This is a genomic window from Azotobacter beijerinckii, assembly GCF_900110885.1.
Classification (GTDB): domain Bacteria; phylum Pseudomonadota; class Gammaproteobacteria; order Pseudomonadales; family Pseudomonadaceae; genus Azotobacter; species Azotobacter beijerinckii.
The window spans coordinates 93,462-119,828 of the sequence record NZ_FOFJ01000008.1; the positions used below are offsets into that span (position 1 = coordinate 93,462).

The following is a 26,367-nucleotide window of genomic DNA, read 5'->3' on the forward strand; positions in this document are numbered from 1 at the left end:
AGCTTAATCGTTAACTGGCTTAATCAACTCCACAGTTAAAATTGCATAAAGAGACTAAATGATGGCAACGGATTACAACGAAGGTTTAGAAGAACTTGAAAGCGAAGAGCTTGATTTGGAGTCAACACCTGCCACATACGAGGTAATTACATACCCGGCTGACTTTACATTAGAAGGATTGGTGTCTAAGTATCGCAAAGGTTCGATGACAGTTCCCGGCTTTCAAAGAAATTATGTATGGAACATTAAGCAAGCGAGCCGGTTAATTGAATCATTCCTTCTTGGTTTGCCTGTTCCCGCAATATTTTTGTTTACTGACGAGGTCAATAACGAGCAACTCGTCATTGACGGCCAGCAACGACTAATGTCTGTTGTTTATTTCTTTGATGGTTACTTTGGAGAAGCAGACAAAGGCGGCCGTAAAAAAGTATTCAGGCTAACAGGATTGAATGAAAACAGTCCATACCATAATAAAACGTATGCTGAACTTGAAGATTCCAATCAAGCTGCATTTAACAAGTTGAATGATAGTGTTCTGCGTGCGTTTGTAGTCAAGCAAATAACCCCAAATGGCAATACAAGTGTTTATCATATTTTTGAGAGGTTAAACACAGGGGGGACACAGCTAGTAGGCCAAGAAATACGAAATTGTGTTTATCATGGAGAGTTCAACGATTTGCTCTGCGATTTAAATAAGTATGAAAATTGGCGGAGGATATTTGGCAATAGTTATCCGCACAAGAGGCAGAAGGACGTCGAGTTAATACTTAGATTCTTTGCTTTCTACGAGAATGGCGATAACTATGAGAGGCCAATTAAAGACTTCATGTCAAATTTTATGCGAGAGAATCAGCATATGGATATAGAAAAGCAGGAGAGATTCAAATTGCTTTTCAAGAGCACCTGTGACCAAGTAGTAGCGCTCCTTGGGGAAAAGCCCTTTCATATATGGTCAGGCCTGAATGTTGCTGTGTTTGACTCTACCTTGACAGCTTTAGCAAAGAATGGATTCCCAGATGATCTAAAAGCCAGGTTTGACAAGCTCAAGAAAGACGACGCCTTTGTGAAAGGTGTTCGCGGAGCAACGGCAGACGAGTCGATCGTTGAGCTAAGAATGAGCCTTGCAAGGCAGTACTTAATCCGATGAGCTTTTATCAAAGAATCGACAATGCCATTGAAACATGCAGGCAGCATGTGAGCCACCTTGACCCTACCAATTTAAAAGACAAGGAATTGGAGACATATTTGGTGGCTGGGCTGGTAGTGCTGATAGTCTCTGAGTATGAAGAATACTTAGAGTCTGTCTTCTCAAAAAGGGCAGATCTTTGTGGTGACGAGCATGCAGCTAATTACATAAAGAAAACCTTGTCTCAGAAATTCAGAAGCCCAGATCTATCGAAGATAAACGAAACACTGAGCAGATTTGATGGGACCTACAAAGTTTCCTTCTTAAATAACATAGAAAATTCTCCAGAACATGCGGCGTGGGACTCGTTAATGAAGGCACGTCACGCAGTTGTTCATAAAAAGGGGAGTCTTAACCTGACTTTTGGTGAGCTGTGTCAGAAATACCCGTTAACTAAAGCTGTAATATCCAATATAGAGAGTGTGCTGGGTGTCGCCAGTTAACAAGGCATTGCAGCGGATAAGCCGCTGAATGCGACGTTAGGCGGTATTGTTTTTTTGAGTTTTTGATCGTGCCCACGCTCCTGCGTGGGCACGTTGCAGGGGACGCTTCGGCGCCTCTGGGGCGCAGGTTATGTTTTCCCGACGCCAGTCCGGTGCTAAAACTGGGCCGGCGTCAAAAGCCCCCACGACCACCGCGACGCCCGTCGCCCTCCCAGGAGAACCCCCATGGTGCTGCGCTCGCAGATTCTCGCCCACAAGCTGGCCTTGCCCGACCCCGCCCAGGCGCTGCCCGGACGCGCCGAGGCCATGCCGGTGCCGGCGGCCCACCACGTCAACGGCCACCCCCTGAAACCGCCCTTCCCGGCCGGACTGCAGCAGGCGCTGTTCGGTCTCGGCTGCTTCTGGGGTGCCGAACGGCGCTTCTGGCAGCAACCCGGGGTATGGAGCACCGCGGTGGGCTATGCCGGCGGCCTCACGCCGAACCCGACCTACGAGGAAGTCTGCTCCGGCCTGACCGGGCACACCGAGGTGGTGCTGGTGGTGTTCGATCCGCAGGAGACCGATTACCCGGCGCTGCTGAAGGTCTTCTGGGAAATCCACGACCCGACCCAGGGCATGCGCCAGGGCGGCGACATCGGCACCCAGTACCGTTCGGCGATCTACTGCTTCGACGCCGCCCAGCGCGCCGCCGCCGAAGCCAGCCGGGAGCGCTTCCAGGCGGAACTGGCGAAGGCCGGCTACGGCCCGGTCACCACCGAGATCGCCGACGCCCCGCCGTTCTACTACGCCGAGGCCTATCACCAGCAGTACCTGGCGAAGAACCCCGACGGCTACTGCGGGCTGGGCGGCACCGGGGTGTGCCTGCCGCCGGCCTGAAACCGGCAGCTGCAGACCAACGGCACGGCGAGTTGCACCCGCCCTACGGCTTGCGGCGCTTGCGTCCGGCCGCCGGAGTGGCCGGTTTGGCGGCGAACGGCTGCTCCTCGACCAGCCAGTCCAGCCGCCAGCCGCCCTGGCTCTGCGCCAGATGCTCGGCCAGCCAGGGCAGCAGCTGGCGCAGCTCCTCCTCGAGCCCCCACGGCGGGTTGGCGATTGCCAGGCCCGAACCGTTCAGGCGCTGCGCCTCATCGGCCGGGTGCACGTAGAGTTCGGCACGCAGCAGCGTGGGCGCGCCGCTTTTCTGCAGATCCTGATAGAAGCGCCGGAGCTGGTGCAGGTCCTTGATCGGGTACCAGATCGCCACCACCGTCTGGCGCATCCGACCGATGGCCTCCTGCAGCGCCAGGGCGCAACGCTCCGGCTCGTCGGCCTGCTCGAAGGGCGGGTCGATCAGCAGCAGGGCGCGCTTCTCCGCCACCGGCAGCAGGGCCCGCGGGACATGCCAGCCCTCGCCCAAGTGCACCGCGACGCGCCGGTCGCCGGCCATGTTCTCCTTGAGCAGGCGGCCGTCCTCGGGGTGCTTCTCGTTGAGCAGCAGGCGGTCCTGCGGGCGGGTCAGGCGGCGCGCCAGTTCGGGCGAGCCGGGATAGTGGCGCAACCTGCCGCCGGCGTTCATCTCGCGTACTACGTTCAGGTAGTCGACGGCCGGCGCGGGCAGGTCCGCCGCGTCCCACAGGCGGGCGATGCCCTCCAGCCACTCGCCGGTGCGGCTGGCCGCATTGCCCTGCAGGTCGTAGAGGCCGACGCCGGCGTGGCTGTCGAGGTAGGCGAAGGGGGCCTCCTTGCGCGCCAGCAGGGCGATCAGGCGGGCCAGGGTCAGGTGTTTCAGGACGTCGGCGTGGTTGCCGGCATGGAAGGCGTGGCGGTAGTTCATGGCAAAGGGGCTCCTCGGGCCGCACAGTTTACCCGCTTGCTGACCGCCTCACGCAGTCGCCGGCACCGGCTCGGCGCGCAGCAGTTCGAGCAGGCGCTCCAGCGCGGCATGCACGGGCGCGTCGCGGCGGCGCACCAGCAGGGTCGGCGCCGCCGCCAGGTCGGCCTCGATCGGCCGCCAGCGCACCAACCGGCCACGGGGATGCAGCTCCAGCAGGCTGCGCGGCAGCAGGCCGACGCCCATCCCGGCGGCGGCGGCGCCGAGGATCGCGTCGATCGAGCCATAGCTCTGCCGCGCGCCGACCTGCAGGCGGTGGCGCTCGCTCCAGCGCTCCAGGCGCTCGCGGTAGTGGCAGCCGCTGGGAAAGCCGAGCAGGGTCACCGGCGCCTGCGTCAGGGACTCGGGAGCCAGCCCTTCCGGCAGCACCAGCACCAGTTCCTCGTGCCAGATCGCCTCGCCGTGCAGCCGCGGGTCCTCGTGGGGACCGCCGATCAGCGCGGCGTCCAGCCGGCCGGCGAGCACCTCGCCGAGCAGGTGGCCGCTGGTGCCGGTCACCAGGCTCAGGTCGAGCCGCGGCGCCTCGCGGTGGAGGGCGGCCAGCACCTCCGGCAGGCGCACCGCGGCGGTGGACTCCATCGAGCCCAGGCGCAACTCGCCGGCCCACAGGTCTTCCTGGACGCTGCTCCAGGCCGCCCGGCAGAGCTGCTCCAGTTGCTCGGCATGGGGCAGCAGGCGGGTTCCCGCCGGGGTCAGGCGCAGGCGCTGCGCCTGGCGCTGGAACAGCGCGACGCCGAGCTGGGCCTCCAGCTGGCGCAGCCGCGCGGAAACGTTCGACGGCACGCAGTGCAGCTCCTGGGCCGCAGCGATCAGCGAGCCGCAACGACTGACCGCGAGGAAATGGCGCAGCAGCTGGGGATTGAGTCGTTCCCAGGAGGACATGGGCACCTCGACAGCATCAAAAGTGAAAACCGGCTTCAGTATTTTTCACTGGCAGTATTTCCGGGGCAATCGCTAAGGTAGATGAAAAACCACAAGAGAGCCTTGCCCATGACTGCACCGCCCCGTCAGATCGTCCTCGCCCTGCTCGGCGGCAGCGCCGCGCTGGTGGTGGTGCACGCCCTCGGCCGCTTCGCCTTCACCCCGCTGCTGCCGCACTTTCTCGCCGACGGCCTGCTCGATCTGCAGCAGGCCTCGCAGCTGGCGACCTGGAACTACGTCGGCTACCTGCTCGGCGCCCTGCTCGCCTTGGTCCTCCACGCCCCGTCGCGGCTGCGCCCGGGCCTGTTCCTGGCCCTGCTGCTGAACGCCCTGCTGACCCTGGCGCAGTGCTTCGCCGGCGACTACGCGCTGCTGCTGGTCCTGCGCCTGGCCAACGGCATCAGCAACGGCGTGGTGTTCGTCCTCGCCCCGGCACTGGTCCTCGAATGGCTGGCCAGCCGGCAGCGCGCCGGGCTGAGCGGTCTGGTCTATCTCGGCTTCGCCGCCGGCCTGCTGCTCTCCAACGGCCTGGCCAACTGGCCGGCCGACTCGCTTTCCGGTGCGCAGCGCTGGCTGCCGATGGCCGCCCTGGCCGTGCCGCTGGCCCTGCTCGGCGTCTGGCTGCTGGCCCGCCTGCAACTGCCGCCCCGCCCGGCGAGCGGCACGGGAAAAGGCACCGCGCCCGCCACGGCGCTGTTCGACCGGGCCAGCACGCCGCTGTTTCTCGCCTACGCCGGCGCCGGCCTCGGCTACATCCTGCCGATGACTTTCCTGCCGACCCTGGCCCGCGAGCAACTGCCGGCCGGCGATCCGCTGCTCGAAGGCGCCTGGCGCTGGACCGCGCTCGCCTGCCTGCTGTCGATCCCGCTGTGGAACCACCTGGGCACGCGCCTCGGCGATCGCCGCGCGCTGCTCGCCAGCTACGCCCTGCAGGCCCTCGGCGCCGCCGCGCCGCTGCTCTGGCCGGGGGCGAACGGCGTGCTGCTCTGTGCCCTGCTGGTGGGCGGGACCTTCGTCGGCAGCGTGCTGCTGACCCAGCGCCTGGCGCGCAGCCTGCAGCCGCACCAGGGGCCGCGCCTGTCCGCCGCGCTGATCGCCCTCTACGGCGGCGCCCAGCTCGCCGGCCCCTGGCTGGCCGGGCTGTGGATCGGTCAGGGCGGCAGCCTGACCCAGAGCTTCGCCCTCGGCGCCGGCGCCCTGCTCTGGGCGCTCGCCTGGACCTGGCTGATTCCCCTCCACCCCCTGCACAAGGAAATCCAGCAATGCCCTACGTGAACATCAAGATCACCCGCGAAGGCGCGACCGCCGAACAGAAACGCCAGCTCATCGAAGGTGCCACCCGGCTGCTGGTCGAAGTGCTGGGCAAGAACCCGGCGACCACCGTGGTGGTGATCGACGAGGTGGACACCGACAACTGGGGCATCGGCGGCGTCCCGGTCACCGAGCGCCGGCGTGGCGAAGGCCAGCCGCCGCAATAACCCCGAAAACGCGCCGGCCGGCCCTACCGACGGGCCGCCGGCTTCTTCCAGCCTATCCCCCGCCGGGGGCGGCAAAGTGCCGCACATAGTCTTTGACAGCCGGCCAAGGCAGCGGTTTTAATCCGTTGGCACGTCCAATGCATATTGCATGGGTCCTTCTGCCAGCCAGCCGCCTTGGAGACCCCCGTTTTGCATGCCGAAACCATCAACACCCTGTTCCTGATCGGCGCGCTGCTGGTAGGTTCCAGCATCCTGCTCAGCTCCCTGTCCACCCGGCTCGGCATCCCGATCCTGGTGATCTTCCTCGCCGTGGGCATGCTCGCCGGGGTCGACGGCATCGGCGGCATCGTCTTCGACGACTATTCCCTGGCCTTCCTGGTCAGCAACCTGGCCCTGGCGATCATCCTCCTCGACGGCGGCATGCGTACCCGCGTGACCACCTTCCGCGTGGCGCTCTGGCCGGCGATGTCGCTGGCCACCGTGGGGGTGGCGGTCACCTCCGGCCTGACCGGGCTGGCCGCCGCCTGGCTGTTCGACCTCAGCCTGCTGCAAGGGCTGCTGATCGGCGCCATCGTCGGCTCCACGGATGCCGCGGTGGTGTTCAACCTGCTCAACGGCAAGGGCATCAACGAGCGGGTCGGCGCCACCCTGGAAATCGAGTCGGGCAGCAACGACCCGATGGCGGTGTTCCTCACCGTCACCCTGATCGACATGCTCGCCTCCGGGCAGGTCGGCTCCGGCTGGAGCGTGCTGCTCAGCCTGCTGGAACAGTTCGGCATCGGCATCGCCCTCGGGCTCGCCGGCGGCTGGCTGCTACTGCAACTGATCAACCGTCTGACCGTGGCCGACGGCCTCTATCCGCTCCTGGCGGTCAGCGGCGGCATCATGATCTACGCCCTCGCCGGAGCGATCGGCGGCAGCGGCATCCTCGCCGTCTACGTCTGCGGCCTGTTGATGGGCAACCGGCCGATCCGCAACCGCCACGGCGTCCTGCACATGTTCGACGGCCTGGCCTGGATCAGCCAGATCGGCATGTTCCTGGTCCTCGGCCTGCTGCTCACCCCCAGCGCGCTGCTGCCCATCGCCCTGCCGGCACTGGGCCTGTCGCTGTGGATGATCCTCGTCGCCCGCCCGCTGTCGGTGTTCCTCGGCCTGCTGCCGTTTCGCAACTTCCACCTGCGCGAGCGCCTGTTCATCTCCTGGGTCGGCCTGCGCGGCGCGGTGCCGGTGATCCTCGCGGTCTTTCCGCTGATGGCCGGGCTGCCCCAGGCGAACCTCTACTTCAACGTGGCCTTCTTCATCGTGCTGGTCTCGCTGCTCCTGCAGGGCACCACCCTCGGCTGGGCGGCGCACAAGGCCAGGGTCGAGGTGCCGCCCTCGCCGACGCCGATCTCGCGGACCGGCCTGCAGATCCACCCCACCAGCCAGTGGGAGCTGTTCATCTACCGCCTGAGCGCCAGCAAATGGTGCGTCGGCGCCGCCCTGCGCGACCTGAAGATGCCCGACGGCACCCGCATCGCCGCGCTGTTCCGCGGCCGGCAGTTGCTCCACCCGTCCGGCAGCACCCGCCTGGAGGTCGGCGACCTGCTCTGCGTGATCGGCCACGAGGAGGACCTGCCGAGCCTCGGCAAGCTGTTCAGCCAGCCGCCGCAACGCGGCCAGGACCTGCGCTTCTTCGGCGACTTCGTGCTCGAGGGCGAGGCCGAACTGGCCGCCCTGGCGGCGCTCTACGGCCTCAAACTCGACGGCATCGACGGCCACCAGTCGCTCGGTCGCTTCATCGCCGGGCTGATCGGCGGCCACCCGGTGGTCGGCGACCATGCGGAGTGGAACGGCCTGACCTGGACCGTGGCGGCCACCGACGGCGACCGGGTGTGCAAGGTCGGCCTGAAATTCCCCGAGGACGACAACCGCCCGGGGCCGGGCCTGTCCCTCTGAGACAAGTTCGTCGGACGGGGGTGCGAAAAAGGGCCCGTTTGTTACACTGGGGCCTTTTTCAGCCGAAAGACCCAGACGCCATGACTGTTTCGCGTTCCCTGTTCAGCGTTCTTCTTCTCGCGCTCTGCCTCCAGATTTCCGGCCTCCAGGCCGCCGAACCGCCTCCCCGCAAGGCCGTGCAGGCCAGCCTCGACAGCCTGGCCGAACGCAAGCTGCCGGAGGCCGAGCAGGCGGCCGTCAAGCAGCAGCTCGAGCAGACCCTGGCCCAGCTCGATCTCCTCCAGGAGAGCGCGCAGGCGATGAGCGAACTCAAGCGCCAGCTGGCCGCCGCGCCGCAGCAGACCAAGGCCGCCCAGCGCGAGCTGGCCGCCCTCAAGGAAACGCCCCAGAAGCCCGCCGCCCCGCAGAACGGCCATACCCCGCTGCCGCGGCTGATGGACCTGCTGAGCACCCGCAACGCCCAGTTGAGCGAATGGCAGCAGGCCCTGAACGACGCCAACAGCCTGCTGGTCAGCTCGCAGACCCGCCCGGAGCGGGCGCAGACGGAAATCGCCGCGAACCAGGCGCGCATCCTGGAGATCAACACCCTGCTCAAAAGCGGCAAGCAGGGCGGCAAGACCCTTGGCGCGGAAGGCCGCGGCCTGCTGGAGGCCGAACTGGCCGCCCTCGAAGCCAAGACCGCGCTGCGCCGCCAGGAACTCGCCGGCAACAGCCAGTTGCTGGAGCTGGGTGCCAGCCAGCGCGACCTGCTGCAGGAGCGCATCCAGCGCCAGGCCCAGGAAATCGCCGCCCTGCAGGCGCTGGTCAACGAAAAGCGCATGGCGATGTCCGAGGAAACCTTCGCCGAACTCTCCCGCGACGCCAGCGCGGCCGGCTCCGACAGCCTGCTGGCCAAGGAAACCGCCACCAACCTGAAACTGTCCGACGCCCTGCTGCGCACCACCGACCGCCTCAACGCGCTGACCCGGCAGAACCTGGACACCAAGCACACCCTGGACAACCTCGTCCAGAACGAACAGGCCCTGGAGGAGCAGATCGAGGTCCTGCGCGGCAGCCTGCTGCTGGCCAAGATCCTCTTCCAGCAGAAGCTCGCCCTGCCCCACGTGCAGATCGACAAGCGCCTGACCGACGAGATCGGCGACATCCGTCTCTACCAGTTCGAACTCGGCCAGCAGCGCAGCGCGATCAGCGACCCGGACGCCTACGTCGAGCGTCTGCTGGCCAAGCAGGCCGAGGAGGAGGAAACCCCGGTCGACCCGGCGTTGCGCAGCAGCCTGCTGGAGCTGGCAAACAGCCGCAGCGGGCTGATCGAACGCCTCGACCGCGAACTCAACGCCCTGCTCAACGAAGCGATCACCCTGCAGCTGAACCAGAAGCAGTTGCTCGACACCGCCGGGAAGGTCGGCGCCACCCTCGAAGAGCAGCTGTTCTGGATTCCCAGCAACAAGCCGCTCGGGCTGGAGTGGCTGAAGGCCGCGCCGCAGCGCCTCCAGGAGCAGATCGCCAGCATTTCCTGGGGGCCCCTGGTCAAGGACCTGGGCGCCGGACTGATCCAGCGACCGCTGATCTTCCTGCCCCTGCTGCTGCTGATCGGCGTACTGGTCTGGCAGCGCGGCGCGATCAGCCACAAGCTCGACGCGCTGCATGCGGACATCGGCCACTACCGCCGCGACAGCCAGCGGCATACTCCCAAGGCCCTGCTCCTCAACCTGCTGCTGGCCCTGCCCGGCACCCTGTTCCTCGCCCTCGGCGGCTACACCCTGCAGATGGACGCCCGCGGCCAGAACCCCTATCTGGGCGCCGCGCTGAACGACATGGCGCTGGCCTGGCTGGTGCTCTACGGCACCTACAAGCTGCTCGCCGAGGGCGGCGTCGCCGAGCTGCACTTCGGCTGGCCACGCCCGCAGGTCGCCTTCCTGCGCCGGCAGATCCGCCACTTCACCCTGGTCGTGCTGGCCCTGGTCGGGGTGATCGGCTTCGCCCGCAACCAGCCGGGCGCCCTGGACAACGACGTGCTCGGCGTCCTCGTGCTGCTCTCCGGCTACGCGCTGCTGGCCTGGCTGCTCGGCAAGCTCCTGCTGCGCCACCCGACCCAGGAGAATGCCTCGCCGCTCAACCTGCTGGTCGGCATCCTCTTCACCCTGTTGCCGATCGGCCTGATCGTCGGCCTGGCGCTCGGCTACTACTACACCGCCCTGCGCCTCGGCGATCGCCTGATCGAAAGCCTCTACGCCCTGCTGGTCTGGGTCGTCGCGGAAGCCACCCTGGTCCGCGGCCTGTCGGTGGCGGCACGCCGCCTGGCCTACCAGCGCGCCCTGGCCAAGCGGCAGAGCGCCGCGGCGGACGGCGGCGAGAACGGCGAGGTGGTGGAAGAGCCGAACCTCGACATCGAGCAGGTCAACCAGCAATCGCTGCGGCTGATCCGCCTGACCCTGTTCGGCCTGCTGCTCGGCGCCCTGTACTGGGTCTGGGCCGACCTGATCACGGTGGTCGACTACCTGGACAACGTCACCCTCTACGAATTCACCAGCGGAAGCGGCGCGACCGCCAGCCTGGTGCCGATCAGCCTGCGCGATCTGCTCGCCGCCCTGCTGATCGCCGCCCTCACCGTGGTCCTCGCGCGCAACCTGCCGGGCCTGCTGGAAATGCTCATCCTGTCGCGGCTGAACCTCGGCCAGGGCAGCGCCTACGCCACCACCACCCTGCTCAACTACGTAATCTTCGGCTTCGGCATCGTCAGCGCCCTGTCCACCCTCGGGGTCAGCTGGGACAAGCTGCAGTGGCTGGTCGCCGCCCTCTCGGTGGGCATCGGCTTCGGCATGCAGGAGATCATCGCCAACTTCATCTCCGGCCTGATCATCCTCTTCGAGCGCCCGGTGCGCATCGGCGACCAGGTCACCGTCGGCGGCGTCAGCGGCTCGGTGAGCAAGATCCGCATCCGCGCCACCCACATCATCGACGCCGACCGCAAGGTGGTGATCGTCCCGAACAAGACCTTCATCACCAGCCAGCTGACCAACTGGACCCTGGCCGACACCGTCACCCGCCTGGTGCTCAAGGTCGGCGTCGGCTACGGCTCGAACCTGGATCGGGTGCGCGAACTGCTCTACCAGGCCGCCAACGAGAACCCGCGGGTCCTGCGCGAACCGCCGCCGCTGGTGCTGTTCCAGACCTTCGGCGAGAGCACCCTGGACCACGACCTGATCCTCCACGTGCGCGAACTGGCCGACCGCGGCCGCGCTACCGACGAGATCAACCGGCGCATCGACGAGCTGTTCCGCGAGAACCACATCGACATCGCCTTCCGCCAGGTCGAGGTGTTCGTCAAGAACGCCAAGGGCCAGGAGCAACTGCTCGAGAACGACGAGGTCCAGGCCGCCCTCGGCGCCGTGGCCGTCAAGCCCGGCACTCCGCCGGAGGCGGGCAAGAAGGCCTGACGCCGACGGCAGGCGGGCATGTTATGGTGGGTTCTCCCAGGTAGCCCCGGAAGAACAGCGTGAAACGCCTGAGCGAACTCACCCTCGACAACCGCTTCGCCCGCCTCGGCGACACCTTCTCCACCGCCGTGGCGCCGCTGCCCATCGCGGCGCCGCGGCTGGTGGTGGCAAGCCCCGCGGCGCTGGCGCTGCTCGACCTCGAGCCGGCCGCCGCCGACGACCCGCAACTCGTCGCGTTCTGCGCCGGACAGCAGCCATGGCCCGGCGCCGAGCCGCGCGCCATGGTCTATTCCGGCCACCAGTTCGGCTTCTACAACCCCCAGCTCGGCGACGGCCGCGGCCTCTTGCTCGGCGAGGCGGTCAACGCCGCCGGCGAGCGCTGGGAGCTGCATCTGAAGGGCGCCGGCAAGACCCCCTACTCGCGGATGGGCGACGGCCGCGCGGTGCTGCGCAGCTCGATCCGCGAATTCCTCGCCAGCGAACACCTGCACGCCCTCGGCGTCCCCAGCTCGCGGGCGCTCTGCGTGATCTCCTCGGACACCCCGGTCTGGCGGGAAACCGAGGAGCGCGCCGCGACCTTGCTGCGCCTGGCCCCCAGCCACGTGCGCTTCGGCCATTTCGAGTTCTTCTACTACAGCCGCCAGCCCGAGGCGCTGCGTCAGCTGCTGGACCACGTCATCGCCGAGCACTTCGCCGACTGCCTCGCCCAGCCCGACCCCTACCGTGCCTTCTTCGACCGGGTGCTGGAGCGTACCGCCGCGCTGCTCGCCCGCTGGCAGGCCTACGGCTTCTGCCACGGGGTGATGAACACCGACAACATGTCGATCCTCGGCATCACCTTCGACTTCGGTCCCTACGCCTTCCTCGACGATTTCGACCCGGGCTTCGTCTGCAACCACTCCGACGACACCGGGCGCTACGCCTTCGACAACCAGGTGCCGATCGCCCACTGGAACCTCTCCGCGCTGGCCCAGGCGCTGACGCCGTTCGTCGACAAGGACAGCCTGCTGGACAGCCTCAAGCGCTTCCTGCCGCTGTTTCGCGGCAGCTGGCTGGAGCTGATGCGCCGTCGCCTCGGTCTCGTCACCGCGGAAGCGGAGGACCGCGAGCGGGTTCAGCGCCTGCTGCAGCTAATGCAAGGCAGCGCGGTGGACTACAGCCGCTTCTTCCGCGAACTGGGCGACAGCCCGGCGCCGGCCGCCCTGCAGCGCCTGCGCGAGGACTTCCTCGACCTGGCCGGCTTCGACGCCTGGGCCGAGGACCACCTGGCGCGCCTGGCCCGCGACGGCGAGCCGGACGAGGCCGCGCGGCGCGCGCGCATGCAGGCGGTCAACCCGAAGTACATCCTGCGCAACTACCTGGCCCAAGAGGCCATCGAGGCGGCGGAACGGGGCGACTACGGCCCGGTCCGCGAACTCCACGCGGTGCTCTCCCGCCCCTTCGACGAGCAGCCGGGGATGGAGCGCTACGCCGAACGCCCGCCGGAATGGGGCAAGCACCTGGAGATCAGCTGTTCGTCCTGAGCGGCGCCCTTACGGTCGAAGTGTCCCATCGACATCGAAAACCCGCCCGAACGCCCGGGCCTCAGCCCTGCCCCAACTTGCGCAGTGCCTCCAGACGGAAGGCGATGTCCTGCTCCAGCTCGGCCAGCTGGCGCTGCAGGCGCAGGCGGGTGGCCTCGTCTTCGGCAGCCGCCAGGCTGGCGCGCAAGCTGGCACGCCAGCGGAACAGCTCCACTTCCGCAGGCGGCACCCCGGCGCTCTTCATGATCTGGAAGGCCATGCGCAACCCCGGCGGGGTCTGCAGCCAAGCCTCATCAACCACCGTCGGCTTGCCCGCTCCGGCGCGCAGCTGGCCGGCGGCCATCGCCCGGGCCAGCTGGCGACCGATTTCGTCATCCAGTGCTTTCATGACGCCTCCTGCCAGTCGTGACGCGAAACTCTAGGATGCCGCACGCCGGACAAGGCAGGCAATCAGCCTGCCTTTAATCCCTTTTGGCATATAAACCTTCTCAAACATTCTTAGACTCTCTAAAAAAAGCCGCTTATCTTTGCCGCGGCTTCGCTTTTGCCTGTTCTACCACCCACTGTCAGGCGCAACTGCATGAAAATCCGCGATCTCGATCTCAGCCCAAGTCTGCTCAACGCGGAGCACCAGGCACTGGGATTACCCCCTGTAGAAGACTTCGTCTCGCACCCGGACAACCACCCGGTCCTGCGCGCCGCCATGTGGACGGCCGTGCTGATCCTCGCCGGGCTGCTGCTGTTCCTCGCCTGGCGCCTGTTCTTCGGCGACAACGGCGGCAGCACTGGGCTTGAGATCATCGAGCGGACCCTGGCCAGCCCGACCTTCTGGAGCGCCGTCACCGTCGGCTTCTTCGCACAGATGATCGATGGCGCGCTGGGCATGGCCTACGGCATCACCGCCACCACCTTCCTGCTCGGTGCCGGCGCCTCGCCGGCCGCCGCCAGCGCCAGCGTGCACATCGCCGAGGTGTTCACCACCGGCCTGTCGGGGATTTCCCACGTCAAGCTGGGCAACGTCAACAAGTCGCTGTTCCTGCGCCTGCTGCTGCCGGGAATCATCGGTGCGGTACTCGGCGCCGTGCTGGTCACCCAGTTCGATGGCAAGGCGCTCAAGCCGTTCATTTCCACCTACCTGCTGCTGATGGGCCTGTACATCCTGAGCAAGGCCTACCGCCACATGGTCCAACGCCAGGAGCCCAAGCATGTGGCCAAACTGGCCCTGTTCGGCGGTTTCGTCGATGCCGCCGGCGGCGGCGGCTGGGGGCCGGTGGTCACCAGCAGCCTGCTCAGCTCCGGCAGCGATCCGCGCACCACGATCGGCTCGGTCAACTTCGCCGAGTTCTTCCTGACCATTTCCAGCGCCACCTCGTTCATCCTGCTGGCCGGGCAACCGGACACCTGGATGCTGGTCGCCGGCCTGGTGTTCGGCGGCCTGTTCGCCTCCCCGTTCGCCGCCCTGCTGTGCAAGAAACTGTCGGCCAGAACCCTGCTGACCATCGTTGGCTGCCTGATTACCCTGATCAGCGCCTACAACATCTATATCGGCCTGGCCTGAAGCACCCGGGCCTCAAGGCGAGCGGCACCGGTACCCGCTACCAGCCGCCAGTTCAATGAGAAGGAGCTGGCGGCGGCCAGGGGCTGAAGCATCCCCTCGCCCACCGGGCCCGGTCCTTCCCTTGATTTCCCCGCCGACGGCTCCAGATAGGGAACGAATGCCCCTGGAGCCCGCCATGACCGACGCCCTGCTGATCCCCTGCCCACATTGCCACGGCCTCAACCGCATCCCCGCCGCACGCCTGGGCGATGCGCCGCGTTGCGGGCGCTGCAAGAACCCCGTGCTGCCCGGCCGGCCCTTCGCCGTCGACGCCGCCGGCTTCGCCGCCCAGCTCAAGGGCGACCTGCCGCTGCTGCTCGACGTCTGGGCCGACTGGTGCGGGCCGTGCAAGGCCTTCGCGCCGATCTTCGAGCAGGCCGCGCGGGAGCTGGGCGGGCGATTGCGCCTGGCCAAGCTGGACAGCGAGGCCGAGCCGCAGCTGGCCGGGCAGTTGGGCATCCGCTCGATTCCCAGCCTGATCCTGTTCAGAGACGGCCGCGAAGTCGCCCGCCAGAGCGGCGCCCTGCCGCTGCCGCAGCTGCTCGCCTGGCTGCGCCAGCAGGGCGTCTGAGGTCGCGCCACCGCAAACCGGCGGCTGCGGCGGGTTTTGTCGCAGGTCAAGGCCCCTCCCCGGCCTTGCCGCCAGACTGGGCCCCCCTCAGGAGGAAACGCCATGGCCAAGCATATTCTGATCGCCCACGATCTCAGTCCGGAAGCCGACATCGCCCTGCGTCGCGCCATCCAGTTGGCCGGCCAGTTGCGGGCACGCCTGACGCTGCTGCACGTGGCCTCCAGCCAGCCCTCTCCGGCGCTGCTGGCCAGGCTGCGCAGCGCCGAGGAACAGACCCTGGCCAGCCATCTGCAGGGCCACCCGGTGCAGGATGTGCAACTGCGCCTGGAGGTGGGCCCCCATCCCGCCGAACTCATCCTGCAGTACATCAGCCTCGGCAACTGCGACCTGCTGGTGCTCGGCAGCCACCATCGGCAGCCGTCGCCGGGCTTCGCCGGCAGCGTCCAGGAGCGCCTCCTCGAGGCCTGCCCGATTCCCGTGCTGGTGGCGGTCGACCCGGCCGCCCCGCCCTACGAGCGCGCCCTCGTCGCCATCGACTTCTCCCCCTGCGCCAGCCGCGCCCTGCGCGCGGCCTGGCCGCTGCTCCCGCCCGGCGCGCAGCTGCATGCCCTGCACGTCCAGGAGGTCGCCGGCATTCGCGCCGAGGACAACCCGGACGAGCGCGCCTTCCAGCAGTCGCTCTTCGAACGCTTCATCGGCAGCGAATTCACCGCACTGCCGCCGCGCGCCGTGCAGTTCAGCCACGGCTTCCAGAGCGGCGAGCGCCACGACTGCCTGGAGGCGGCGCTGGCCAGCCGGCGCCCGCAACTGCTCGCCCTCGGCGGGCACAGCCGCGATGCCCTGAACGAGCGGCTGCTCGGCAGCCTGACCCGCCACTACCTGGACAATCCGCCCTGCGACCTGCTGGTGATGCGCTGATCAGCCGGCCGCTTCCAGCAGGTCGTGCAGCTCGACGAACTGGCGGGTCAGCTTGTGCCGCGGGTCGAGGTGGATCAGCGGCATGCAGAGCTGATGCGACTCGCGCATCCTCACCGAACTGCCGAGGTACACCGGCAGTACCGGCAGCTTTTCGGCGACCAGCTCCTCCAGCATCCGCTGCGGCAGCGCCGCGTGCGGCAGGAACTGGTTGACCACGATGCCCTCGACCTCCAGATCCTCGTTGTGGTCCGCGCGCAGCTCGTCGATCTCGGCGAGCAGGCCGTACAGCGCCTGGCGCGAGAAGCTGTCGCAGTCGAAGGGAATCAACACGCGGTCGGCGGCGATCAGCGCCGAAACCGTATAGAAATTCAGGGCCGGCGGGGTATCCAGGTAGATTCGCTCGTAATCCTCGGCCAGCTCGCCGAGCAGTTTGCGCAGCCGGGTGATCTTGTGCTTAGCCTCCAGCTTGGGCTGCAGGTCGGCCAGCTCGGCCGAGGCGGTGACCAGATCGAGGTTGGCGAAGGGCGTCGCGGTCACCTTGACCTGCGGCCGCTTGCCCACGCTGCCGGCGAGAACCTGCTTGAAGAAATCGGCGATCCCCAGCGGAATGGCCTCGCCACAGAGGCCGCTGAGGTAGTGGGTGGAGTTGGCCTGGCTGTCGAGGTCGACCAGCAGGGTGCGATAGCCCTGCGCGGCGCTCACCGCGGCCAGATTGCAGGCGATGCTCGACTTGCCGACGCCGCCCTTCTGATTGAACACCACGCGCCGCATGCCGCCGCCTCCTTTCATCCGGTTCGCTGTATGCCTGCATTTAACCCCATTTCTGCACGGCCGTGCGCCTATCCCTTGGTGGTTTCCCGGAGCGCCTGCGCCTCCCGCGCCTCTCGCTCGATCAGCTCGGCGAAACGCCGAACCAGCGGCGAGGCTTCGTCCCGCCGGCGCACCAGCCACACCGCGGTGCTGGCGCCGGGATCGAGCAGGGTGCGGCAGACCACGCCGTCGATGCGCATGCGGCTGAACGAGGCCGGCAGCACGGTGACGCCCAGGCCGGTGGCGACCAGCCCGATCAGGGTCATGGCCTCGCTGGCCTCCTGGACGATTCGCGGGCTGAAGCCGGCGGCCCGCGCCAGACCGAGCAACTGGTCGTAGAGCCCGGTACCGAAGGTGCGCGGGAAGAACACGAAGGGCTCCTCGCCCAGCACGGCCAGGCGCACCCCCACCTCGCGACCACCCGCCAGCGGATGGTCGACCGGCAGAACCGCCACCAACGGCTCGGCGAACAGCTCCAGCACCACCAGCTCCTCCGGCAAGGGTGCCAGCGGGCGCAGCATGCCGACCTGCAGCCGGCCCTCGTGGACTGCCTCGGCGACGCCGCGGCTGCTCAGCTCGCGCAGATCCAGGTGTACGTCCGGGCAGGCCTGCCGGAAGGCCCGGATCGCCCGCGGGATGGTCGAGGTGAAAGGCGCCGAGGCGGTGAAGCCGACCTTCAGCTCGCCCAGCTCGCCGCACTGGGCGCGCCGGGCGACATCCACCGCCTGCTCCAGCTGGGCCAGCACCTGGCGCGCCTCGGGCAGGAACAGCCGGCCGACCGCACTGAGCGCGACCCGGCGGTTGGTGCGCTCGAACAGGCGCGCACCGAGCTCCTCCTCCAGCGCCTGGATCTGCTGGCTCAGGGGCGGCTGGGAAATGCCCAGTTGTTCGGCGGCACGACCGAAGTGCAGCTCTTCGGCGACGGCAATGAAATAACGCAGGTGACGGAGTTCCACGGCGGGTCCATTGATTCGCAATACATATCAAACCAGTCGAATAATATATTGGAACCCAGAAGATCGCCTCACCTATGCTGGCCGACATCCCGCCGGACAACCGACCGGCCATCGCCCCCGCCGAGGTCGAGATGAACACCCTTGTCGCCCATCCTGCGCCAGCCGCGCCCCTGACCGAGAGGGGCACGGCGCAATTCCGCCGCACCAACTGGGCGCTGTTCGCCGGCGGCTTCGCCACCTTCGCCCTGCTCTACTGCGTGCAACCGATGCTCCCGGTGTTCTCTGCCGCCTTCGCCCTGAGCGCGGCGCAGAGCAGCCTGGTACTGTCGATCTCGACCATGACCCTGGCCGTCGGCCTGCTGCTCACCGGCCCGCTGTCCGACGCCGTCGGCCGCAAGCCGGTGATGGTCGCGGCGCTGTGTGCGGCGGCGCTGTGTACCCTGCTCACCCCGCTGATGCCCAGCTGGCACGCCCTGCTGCTGATGCGCGCGCTCATCGGGCTGGCCTTGAGCGGTCTGGTGGCGGTGGCGATGTCCTACCTCAGCGAGGAAGTCGATCCCCGCCATCTGGGCCTGGCCATGGGCCTGTACATCTCCGGCAACTCCCTGGGCGGCATGGGGGGACGCCTGATCAGCGGCGTGCTGGTGGATTTTGTCTCCTGGCAGGCGGCGGTGGCGGTCCTCGGCGGCCTGGCGCTGCTCGCGGCGCTGGTGTTCTGGCGCCTGTTGCCGGACTCGCGGCACTTTCGCCCGACGCCGCTGAGCCTCGCCAACCTGGCCGGCGGGCTGCGCCTGCACCTCTCCGACCGCGGCCTGCCCTGGCTGTTTCTCGAAGCGTTCCTCGTGATGGGCAGCTTCGTCGCCCTGTTCAACTACATCGGCTACCGCCTGCTCGAGCCGCCCTACGACCTGAGCATGAGCCTGGTCGGCACGCTCTCGGTGGTCTACCTGTCAGGCACCTACAGCTCGACCCAGGCCGGCGCGCTGGCCGACCGCCTGGGCCGCCACCGGGTGTTCTGGCCGTCAATCCTGCTGATGCTGGCAGGGCTGCTGCTGACCCTGTTCAGCGCGCTGGGGCTGATTCTCGCGGGCATGCTGCTATTCGCCTTCGGCTTCTTCGCCGCCCACTCGCTGGCCAGCAGCTGGGTCGGCCGCCGCGCCCTGCAGGCCCGCGGCCAGGCCTCGTCGCTGTATCTGTTCAGCTACTACGTCGGTTCCAGCGTGGCCGGCACGGCGGGCGGTTTCTTCTGGCAGCACGGCGGCTGGAACGGCGTCGGCCTGTTCATCGCCGCCCTGCTCGCCCTCGCCCTGGGGGTGGCCCTGCACCTCTCGCGGCTGCCGCCGAAGCAGCCGGTCGCCTGAAAGAGGCCCTGCCCGGCAGCGCACAGCCGGGCCGGCCCGAGTAGGGTGGAAAACGCGCGCAGCGCTTTTCCACCTGAGGGTACCGATGGGTGGGAAAGGCCTGCGGCCGTTTCCCAGCCGACGGAAAGATGGCTCAGCGGTGATACTGCGCCGACAACTCGTGCACCGCCTCGAAGAAGGCGCCGGCATGGGCCGGGTCGACCTCGGGGGTGATGCCGTGGCCGAGGTTGAACACGTGCCCCGTGCCCTCGCCGTAGCGGGCGAGAATGCGCGCCACCTCGGTGCGGATCGCTGCCGGATTGGCATACAGCACGCTCGGGTCCATGTTGCCCTGCAGGGCGACCCGGTCGCCGACCCGGGCCCGGGCGCTGCCGATGTCGCAGGTCCAGTCCAGGCCCAGCGCCTCGGCGCCGCTCTCGGCCATGGCCTCCAGCCACAGGCCGCCGCCCTTGGTGAAGAGGATCACCGGCACGCGCCGCCCTTCGTGCTCGCGGATCAGGCCGTCGACGATCTTCCGCATATAGGCCAGGGAGAATTCCAGGTAGGCCGCCGACGACAGGCTGCCGCCCCAAGAGTCGAAGATCTGCACGGCCTGGGCGCCGGCGCGGATCTGTCCGTTGAGATAGCTGGTGACCGCCTGCGCCAGCTTGTCGAGCAGGAGGTGCATGGCCTGAGGGTTGTCGTAGAGCATCGCCTTGGACTTGCGAAAATCCTTGGACGAGCCGCCTTCGACCATGTAGGTGGCCAGGGTCCAGGGGCTGCCGGAGAAACCGATCAGCGGCACCCGGCCGTTCAGCTCGCGGCGGATGGTGCGCACCGCCTCCATCACATAGCCCAGATCCTGCTCGGGATCGGGCACCGGCAGGGCCTCGACGTCCGCCAGGCTGGAAACCACCTTGCGAAAGCGCGGCCCCTCGCCGCTCTCGAAGTACAGGCCCTGGCCCATGGCGTCGGGGACGGTGAGGATGTCGGAGAAGAGAATCGCCGCATCCAGCTGCGGATAGCGGTCCAGCGGCTGCAGGGTCACCTCGCAGGCCAGCGTGGGGTTCATGCACAGGCTCATGAAGTCGCCCGCCTTGGCCCGGGTCGCCCGGTATTCCGGCAGGTAGCGGCCGGCCTGGCGCATCATCCACACCGGGGTGACGTCGACGGGCTGCTTGAGCAGGGCGCGGAGGAAGCGGTCGTTCTTCAGGGCAGTCATGGCAAGGTTCCGGCGAGAAAGTGCCGGGCATTTTCGCAAAGCGCAAAGCAAAAGGCACGGCGGGTGCCGTGCCTTCTTGCGATCCGACGCCGGCGGGTGCCGGCAGGACTCAGAGCCCCAGGTAGTCGAGGATGCCCTCGGCCGCCTGGCGCCCCTCGTAGATCGCCGTCACTACCAGGTCGGAACCGCGCACCATGTCGCCGCCGGCGAAGACCTTCGGGTTGCTGGTCTGGTGCCTGAAGCGGCCCTGCGCCGGAGCGACCACCCGGCCCTGGCTGTCGGTCTCGATCCGGAAGTCCGCGAACCAGGGCGCCGGGCTCGGGCGGAAACCGAAGGCGATCACCACGGCATCGGCCGGGAGGATCTCCTCGGAGCCGGGGATCGGCTCGGGGCTGCGGCGGCCGCGGGCGTCGGGCTCGCCGAGACGGGTCTCGACCACCTTGACGCCTTCCACCTTGTCCTCGCCGACGATGGCGATGGGCTGGCGGTTGTAGAGGAACTTGACCCCCTCTTCCTTGGCGTTCTTCACCTCCTTGCGCGAGCCCGGCATGTTTTCCTCGTCGCGGCGGTAGGCGCAGGTGACGCTCTTAGCGCCCTGGCGGATCGAGGTGCGGTTGCAGTCCATGGCGGTGTCGCCGCCGCCCAGCACCACCACCTTCTTGCCCTTCATGTCGACGAAGTCCTCGGCGGACTTCTCGAAACCGAGGTTGCGGTTGACGCTGGCGATCAGGAAATCCAGCGCGTCGTGGACGCCCGGCAGATCCTCGCCGGGGAAGCCGCCCTTCATGTAGGTGTAGGTGCCCATGCCCATGAACACGGCGTCGAACTCGTCGAGCAGCTGCTGCAAGGTCACGTCCTTGCCCACCTCGGTGTTCAGACGGAACTCGACGCCCATGCCGGCGAACACCTCGCGGCGGCGGCTCAGCACGCTTTTCTCCAGCTTGAACTCGGGGATGCCGAAGGTCAGCAGGCCGCCGATTTCCGGGTTGCGGTCGAACACCACCGGGGTCACCCCGTTGCGCACCAGCACGTCGGCACAGCCGAGGCCGGCGGGACCGGCGCCGATCACCGCGACGCGCTTGCCGGTCGGGGTGACCTTGGACATGTCGGGGCGCCAGCCCATGGCGAAGGCGGTGTCGGTGATGTACTTCTCCACCGAGCCGATGGTCACCGCGCCGAAGCCGTCGTTCAGGGTGCAGGCGCCCTCGCAGAGGCGGTCCTGCGGGCAGACCCGGCCGCAGACCTCCGGCAGGGTGTTGGTCTGGTGCGACAGTTCGGCGGCGGCGAGGATGTTGCCTTCGGACACCAGCTTCAGCCAGTTCGGAACGAAGTTGTGCACCGGGCACTTCCACTCGCAGTAGGGGTTGCCGCAGCCGAGGCAGCGATGCGCCTGTTCCTGGGCCTGCTGCGGCTTGAACAGGTCGTAGATCTCGACGAATTCCTTCTTGCGCTGACGCAGCAGCTTCTTCTTCGGATCCTTGCGCCCGACTTCGATGAACTGGAAATCGTTGTTCAGACGTTCAGTCATTTCAAAACCTCTATACAGCAGCGGCGAGCCTCAAGCTGCAGCTGCAAGACACATCAGGATGAGCCGGCAAGCCTCGCGCTCGGCGCGAGGCTGCGGCCGAAGCTGCTTACTGCGGATTGGCCCGGGTGCTGGAGAGCAGCGATTTCAGGCTTGCCGCCTTCGGCTTGACCAGCCAGAACATGCGCAGGTAGTCGTCCAGGTTCTCCAGCAGGTGGGCGCCCCACTGGCTGCCGGTCTCGGCCACGTACTCGGCCAGCACTTCCTGCAGGTGGCTGCGATGGGCCTCCATGGACTCCCCGCTGATGCGCTGCATTTCCACCAGCTCGTGGTTCACCCGGTCGACGAAGCCGTTGTCCAGGTCGAGCACATAGGCGAAGCCGCCGGTCATGCCGGACCCGAAGTTGTAGCCGGTCTTGCCCAGCACGCAGACGAAGCCGCCGGTCATGTATTCGCAGCAGTGGTCGCCGGTGCCCTCCACCACGGTGTGGGCGCCGGAGTTGCGCACCCCGAAGCGCTCGCCGGCGGTGCCGGCGGCAAACAGCTTGCCGCCGGTGGCGCCGTACAGGCAGGTGTTGCCGAGGATCGCCGACTCCTGGCTCTTGAAGGTACTCCCCTTGGGCGGAGTGACCACCAGCTTGCCGCCGGTCATGCCCTTGCCCACGTAGTCGTTGGCGTCGCCTTCCAGGTACAGGTTCAGGCCGCCGGCGTTCCACACGCCGAAGCTCTGCCCCGCGGTGCCCTTGAAGCGGAAGGTCACGGGCGCCGCGACCATGCCCTGGTTGCCGTGGGCCTTGGCGATCTCGCCGGAGACCCGGGCGCCGATCGAGCGGTCGCAATTGCAGATCTCCAGCGCGAACTCGCCGCCGCTCTTGGCCTCGATCGCCGGCAGGGCCAGCTCGACCATCTTCTCGGCCAGCAGGCCGGGGTCGAACGGCGGGTTCTTCTCCACCTCGCAGAACTGCGGCTTGTCGGCCGGGACGTGATCGCTGCCGAGCAGCGGGGTCAGGTCCAGGTGGGCCTGCTTGGCGGTCTCGCCCGGCAGCACCTCGAGCAGGTCAGTGCGGCCGATCAGTTCGCCGAGGCTGCGCACGCCGAGGCGGGCCAGCCACTCGCGGGTTTCCAGGGCGACATAGGTGAAGAAGTTCACCACCATGTCCACGGTGCCGATGAAGTGCTCCTGGCGCAGTTTGTCGTTCTGGGTGGCCACGCCGGTGGCGCAGTTGTTCAGGTGGCAGATGCGCAGGTACTTGCAACCCAGGGCGATCATCGGCGCGGTGCCGAAGCCGAAGCTCTCGGCGCCGAGGATCGCCGCCTTGATCACGTCGAGACCGGTCTTCAGGCCGCCGTCGGTCTGCACCCGCACCTTGCCGCGCAGGTCGTTGCCGCGCAGGGTCTGGTGCGCCTCGGCCAGGCCCAGCTCCCAGGGGCTACCGGCATAGCGGATCGAGGTCAAGGGCGATGCGCCGGTGCCGCCGTCATAGCCGGAGATGGTGATCAGGTCGGCATAGGCCTTGGCCACGCCGGCGGCGATGGTGCCGACGCCCGGCTCGGCGACTAGCTTCACCGACACCAGCGCCTGCGGGTTGACCTGCTTGAGGTCGTAGATCAGCTGCGCCAGGTCCTCGATGGAATAGATGTCGTGGTGCGGCGGCGGCGAGATCAGGGTCACGCCGGGCACCGCGTAGCGCAGGCGGGCGATCAGGCCGTTGACCTTGCCGCCCGGCAGTTGGCCGCCCTCGCCGGGCTTGGCGCCCTGGGCCACCTTGATCTGCAGCACCTCGGCGTTGACCAGGTACTCCGGGGTCACGCCGAAGCGGCCGGTGGCGACCTGCTTGATCTTCGAGCTGCGATTGGTGCCGTAGCGCGCCGGGTCCTCGCCGCCCTCGCCGGAGTTGGAGCGCGCGCCCAGACGGTTCATCGCCTCGGCCAGCGCCTCGTGGGCCTCCGGCGACAGCGCGCCGAGGGAGATGCCGGCGGAATCGAAGCGCTTGAGGACCGCCTCCAGCGGCTCGACGTCATCCAGCGCCAGCGGCTGGGCGGCTTCCTTGACTTTCAGGAGGTCGCGCAGCATCGACACCGGACGCTGGTCGACCAGCGCACTGTATTCCTTGAACTTGGCGTAGTCGCCCTGTTGCACGGCGGCCTGCAGGGTGCTCACCACGTCCGGGTTGTAGGCATGGTATTCGCCGCCGTAGACGAACTTGAGCAGGCCGCCCTGCTGGATCGCCTTGCGCTTGCTCCAGGCCTCGGCGGCCAGCAGCTTCTGCTCGGCCTCGAGATCGACGAAGCGCGCGCCCTTGATCCGCGAGGCGACGCCGCAAAAGCTCAGGCCGACCACCTCGTCGGCCAAGCCGACCGCTTCGAACAGCTGGGCGCCGCGGTAGGAGGCCACGGTGGAAATACCCATCTTCGAGAGGATCTTCAGGAGGCCCTTGGAGATCCCCTTGCGGTAGTACTTGAACACGTCGTCCAGATCGCCCAGCACTTCGCCGGTACGGATCAGGTCGGCCAGCACCTCGTAGGCGAGGAACGGGAAGATCGCGGTGGCGCCGAAGCCCAGCAGCACGGCGAAGTGGTGCGGATCGCGGGCGGTGGCGGTTTCCACCAGGATGTTGCAGTCGCAGCGCAGCCCCTTCTCGACCAGGCGATGGTGCACCGCACCGACGGCCAGGGAGGCATGCGCCGGCAGCTTGCCGGGGGCGATGTGGCGGTCGGAGAGCACCAGCAGCACCTTGCCGGCACGCACCGCTTCCTCGGCCTGGTCGGCGATATTGCGCACCGCCGCCTCGAGGCCGAACGACTCCTCGTAGTTGAGGTCGATGAAATGCCGCTCGAAGCCGGCACGCTCGAGGCTCATGAGGCTGTGCCACTTGGCCGGGGAGATCACCGGCGTGGTCAGGATCGCCCGGTTGGCGTGTTCGGCGGTTTCCTCGAAGACATTGCGCTCGGCACCCAGGCAGGTCTCCAGGGACATGACGATGGATTCGCGCAGCGGGTCGATCGGCGGGTTGGTGACCTGGGCGAACTGCTGGCGGAAGTAGTCGTAGGTCGAGCGCACGCGCTTGGACAGCACCGCCATCGGGGTGTCGTCGCCCATCGAGCCGACCGCCTCCTGGCCCTGCTCGGCGAGCGGACGCAGCACCTGGTCGCGCTCCTCGAAGGTGACCTGGAACATCTTCATGTACTGCTTGAGCTGGTCGGCGTCGTAGGACGAGGTGCCCTCGCTCTCGTCCAGGTGGGCCTGGATACGCAGGGCGTTCTGGCGCAGCCACTTCTTGTAGGGGTGACGCGACTTCAGGCGGTTGTCGATGTCGTCGGTATGCAGGATCTCGCCAGTCTCGGTGTCCACGGCGAGGATCTGTCCCGGGCCGACCCGGCCCTTGGCGATGACGTCCTCCGGCGTGTAGTCCCAGACGCCGATTTCCGAGGCCAGGGTGATGTAGCCGTTCTTGGTGGTGACCCAGCGCGCCGGGCGCAAGCCGTTGCGGTCGAGCAGGCAGACCGCGTAGCGGCCATCGGTCAGCACCACGCCGGCCGGACCGTCCCAGGGCTCCATGTGCATGGAGTTGTATTCGTAGAAGGCGCGCAGGTCGGCGTCCATGGTCTCGACGTTCTGCCAGGCCGGCGGAATGATCATCCGCACGCCGCGGAACAGGTCCATGCCACCGGCGACCAGCAGTTCGAGCATGTTGTCCATGCTCGAGGAGTCGGAGCCGGTACGATTGACCAGCGGTGCCAGGCTTTCCAGGTCGGGCAGCAGTTCGTTGGCGAACTTCAGGCGGCGCGCCTGGGCCCAGTTGCGGTTGCCGGTGATGGTGTTGATCTCGCCGTTGTGGGCGAGGAAGCGGAACGGCTGGGCCAGCGGCCATTTCGGCAGGGTATTGGTGGAGAAGCGCTGGTGGAACACGCAGATCGCCGTAGCCAGACGCTCGTCGCCCAGATCCGGATAGAAGCGCGCCAGGTCGGCGGGCATCATCAGGCCCTTGTAGACGATGTCCTTGTGCGACAGGCTGCAGACGTAGAAGTCCGGGTCGGCGGCGAGCGCTACTTCGGCGCGGCGGCGGGCAAAGAACAGCTTGATGGCGAAGTCCTGGTCGGAAAGGCCGTCGCCGGCGACGAACACCTGTTCGATGCGCGGCAGGCGCTCCAAGGCCAGGCGGCCAAGCACCGAGGTATCCACCGGCACCTGGCGCCAGCCCACCAGGGTCAGGCCCTGCGCGACGATCTCGTCGCTCAGCCGGGCACGGGCCGCATCGGCCTTGCCGGCATCCTGGCCGAGGAAGATCATGCCGACCGCGTACTGCCCGGGCAGCTCGGCGCCGAAGTGCTCCTGCGCCTTGGCGCGCAGGAAGGCGTCCGGCTTCTGCATCAGCAGGCCGCAACCGTCGCCGGTCTTGCCGTCGGCGTTGATGCCGCCGCGGTGGGTCATGCAGGTCAGCGCTTCAATGGCGGTTTGCAGCAGGTGATGACTCGCCTCGCCATGCATGTGGGCAATCAGACCGAAGCCGCAGTTATCCTTGAATTCTTCAGGATGGTACAGACCTGCTTTCATAGACACTCTCACCGGGCAGATTCTTTGCTTTCAAACGTGCTTGCCCACGCAACCGGGATCGCTCCCAGCATCGAACA

The 26,367-nt window shown here is 67.1% G+C and carries 20 protein-coding genes; 12 read left to right on the forward strand and 8 right to left on the reverse strand.

What is annotated here, in order from left to right; genetic code table 11:
* The first annotated feature begins 58 nt into the window (after positions 1-58).
* From BMY22_RS06295 to msrA, 3 genes are all read left to right on the forward strand, one after another.
* Complete coding sequence (locus tag BMY22_RS06295) at positions 59-1,147, forward strand: DUF262 domain-containing protein (RefSeq protein WP_090620429.1); 1,089 nt, start codon at positions 59-61, stop codon at positions 1,145-1,147.
* Positions 1,144-1,629, forward strand: a complete 486-nt coding sequence (locus tag BMY22_RS23685; protein ID WP_143068464.1) for a HEPN domain-containing protein — start codon at positions 1,144-1,146, stop codon at positions 1,627-1,629. Before BMY22_RS06295 ends, BMY22_RS23685 begins: the two co-directional genes overlap by 4 nt.
* A gap of 225 nt (positions 1,630-1,854) precedes the next feature.
* Positions 1,855-2,505 carry a peptide-methionine (S)-S-oxide reductase MsrA gene (gene msrA / locus BMY22_RS06300; RefSeq protein WP_090620432.1) on the forward strand — a complete coding sequence of 217 codons (651 nt, stop codon included), beginning with the start codon at positions 1,855-1,857 and terminating at the stop codon, positions 2,503-2,505.
* A gap of 43 nt (positions 2,506-2,548) precedes the next feature.
* On the opposite strand, the gene BMY22_RS06305 is transcribed toward msrA, so the two are convergent.
* Both BMY22_RS06305 and BMY22_RS06310 read right to left on the reverse strand, forming a co-directional pair.
* A complete protein-coding gene (locus tag BMY22_RS06305; protein ID WP_090620434.1) occupies positions 2,549-3,442 on the reverse strand; it encodes a 23S rRNA (adenine(2030)-N(6))-methyltransferase RlmJ in 894 nt (297 codons plus the stop codon).
* Between the two features lie 48 nt (positions 3,443-3,490).
* A complete protein-coding gene (locus BMY22_RS06310; RefSeq protein WP_090620436.1) occupies positions 3,491-4,381 on the reverse strand; it encodes a LysR family transcriptional regulator in 891 nt (296 codons plus the stop codon).
* Positions 4,382-4,489: 108 nt separating this feature from the next.
* Here BMY22_RS06310 and BMY22_RS06315 point away from each other — a divergent pair, with 108 nt between their 5' ends.
* The 5 genes from BMY22_RS06315 to selO all read left to right on the forward strand — a co-directional run bounded on the left by BMY22_RS06315 (position 4,490) and on the right by selO (position 12,796).
* The gene (locus BMY22_RS06315) at positions 4,490-5,695 is read left to right on the forward strand and encodes a YbfB/YjiJ family MFS transporter (protein ID WP_090620438.1); all 1,206 of its coding nucleotides are present in this window, start codon (positions 4,490-4,492) and stop codon (positions 5,693-5,695) included.
* Complete coding sequence (locus BMY22_RS06320; protein ID WP_090620440.1) at positions 5,683-5,898, forward strand: 2-hydroxymuconate tautomerase family protein; 216 nt, start codon at positions 5,683-5,685, stop codon at positions 5,896-5,898. Before BMY22_RS06315 ends, BMY22_RS06320 begins: the two co-directional genes overlap by 13 nt.
* 189 nt (positions 5,899-6,087) lie before the next feature.
* Entirely contained in the window at positions 6,088-7,836 is a 1,749-nt protein-coding gene (locus BMY22_RS06325) for a potassium/proton antiporter (RefSeq protein ID WP_090620441.1), read from the forward strand.
* Positions 7,837-7,916: 80 nt separating this feature from the next.
* The gene (mscK, locus tag BMY22_RS06330; RefSeq protein ID WP_090620443.1) at positions 7,917-11,273 is read left to right on the forward strand and encodes a mechanosensitive channel MscK; all 3,357 of its coding nucleotides are present in this window, start codon (positions 7,917-7,919) and stop codon (positions 11,271-11,273) included.
* Between the two features lie 59 nt (positions 11,274-11,332).
* Positions 11,333-12,796 (forward strand): protein adenylyltransferase SelO, encoded by a 1,464-nt coding sequence (gene selO, locus BMY22_RS06335; RefSeq protein ID WP_090620445.1) that lies wholly within the window; start codon positions 11,333-11,335, stop codon positions 12,794-12,796.
* A 61-nt stretch (positions 12,797-12,857) separates the two neighbouring features.
* On the opposite strand, the gene BMY22_RS06340 is transcribed toward selO, so the two are convergent.
* Complete coding sequence (locus BMY22_RS06340) at positions 12,858-13,184, reverse strand: DnaJ family domain-containing protein (protein WP_090620447.1); 327 nt, start codon at positions 13,182-13,184, stop codon at positions 12,858-12,860.
* 192 nt (positions 13,185-13,376) lie between these two features.
* On the opposite strand from BMY22_RS06340, the gene BMY22_RS06345 reads away from it, so the two are divergent.
* The 3 genes from BMY22_RS06345 to BMY22_RS06355 all read left to right on the forward strand — a co-directional run bounded on the left by BMY22_RS06345 (position 13,377) and on the right by BMY22_RS06355 (position 15,882).
* Positions 13,377-14,354, forward strand: a complete 978-nt coding sequence (locus BMY22_RS06345; RefSeq protein ID WP_090620449.1) for a sulfite exporter TauE/SafE family protein — start codon at positions 13,377-13,379, stop codon at positions 14,352-14,354.
* A 175-nt stretch (positions 14,355-14,529) separates the two neighbouring features.
* Positions 14,530-14,964: a thioredoxin TrxC gene (gene trxC / locus BMY22_RS06350; RefSeq protein ID WP_090620450.1), complete on the forward strand. Its 435-nt coding sequence runs from the start codon at positions 14,530-14,532 to the stop codon at positions 14,962-14,964.
* A gap of 102 nt (positions 14,965-15,066) precedes the next feature.
* The gene (locus tag BMY22_RS06355; RefSeq protein WP_090620452.1) at positions 15,067-15,882 is read left to right on the forward strand and encodes a universal stress protein; all 816 of its coding nucleotides are present in this window, start codon (positions 15,067-15,069) and stop codon (positions 15,880-15,882) included.
* On the opposite strand, the gene BMY22_RS06360 is transcribed toward BMY22_RS06355, so the two are convergent.
* Entirely contained in the window at positions 15,883-16,653 is a 771-nt protein-coding gene (locus BMY22_RS06360; RefSeq protein ID WP_090620454.1) for a ParA family protein, read from the reverse strand.
* A 68-nt stretch (positions 16,654-16,721) separates the two neighbouring features.
* Positions 16,722-17,648 carry a LysR family transcriptional regulator gene (locus tag BMY22_RS06365; protein WP_090620456.1) on the reverse strand — a complete coding sequence of 309 codons (927 nt, stop codon included), beginning with the start codon at positions 17,646-17,648 and terminating at the stop codon, positions 16,722-16,724.
* Positions 17,649-17,779: 131 nt separating this feature from the next.
* On the opposite strand from BMY22_RS06365, the gene BMY22_RS06370 reads away from it, so the two are divergent.
* Positions 17,780-19,009 (forward strand): MFS transporter, encoded by a 1,230-nt coding sequence (locus BMY22_RS06370; RefSeq protein ID WP_090620496.1) that lies wholly within the window; start codon positions 17,780-17,782, stop codon positions 19,007-19,009.
* A gap of 133 nt (positions 19,010-19,142) precedes the next feature.
* Here the strand turns inward: BMY22_RS06370 and hemE are convergent, their stop codons facing one another.
* From hemE to gltB, 3 genes are all read right to left on the reverse strand, one after another.
* A complete protein-coding gene (hemE, locus tag BMY22_RS06375) occupies positions 19,143-20,210 on the reverse strand; it encodes a uroporphyrinogen decarboxylase (protein ID WP_090620458.1) in 1,068 nt (355 codons plus the stop codon).
* Positions 20,211-20,319: 109 nt separating this feature from the next.
* Positions 20,320-21,738 (reverse strand): FAD-dependent oxidoreductase, encoded by a 1,419-nt coding sequence (locus tag BMY22_RS06380; RefSeq protein WP_090620460.1) that lies wholly within the window; start codon positions 21,736-21,738, stop codon positions 20,320-20,322.
* Between the two features lie 106 nt (positions 21,739-21,844).
* The gene (gene gltB / locus BMY22_RS06385) at positions 21,845-26,290 is read right to left on the reverse strand and encodes a glutamate synthase large subunit (protein WP_090620462.1); all 4,446 of its coding nucleotides are present in this window, start codon (positions 26,288-26,290) and stop codon (positions 21,845-21,847) included.
* Positions 26,291-26,367: the final 77 nt, after the last annotated feature.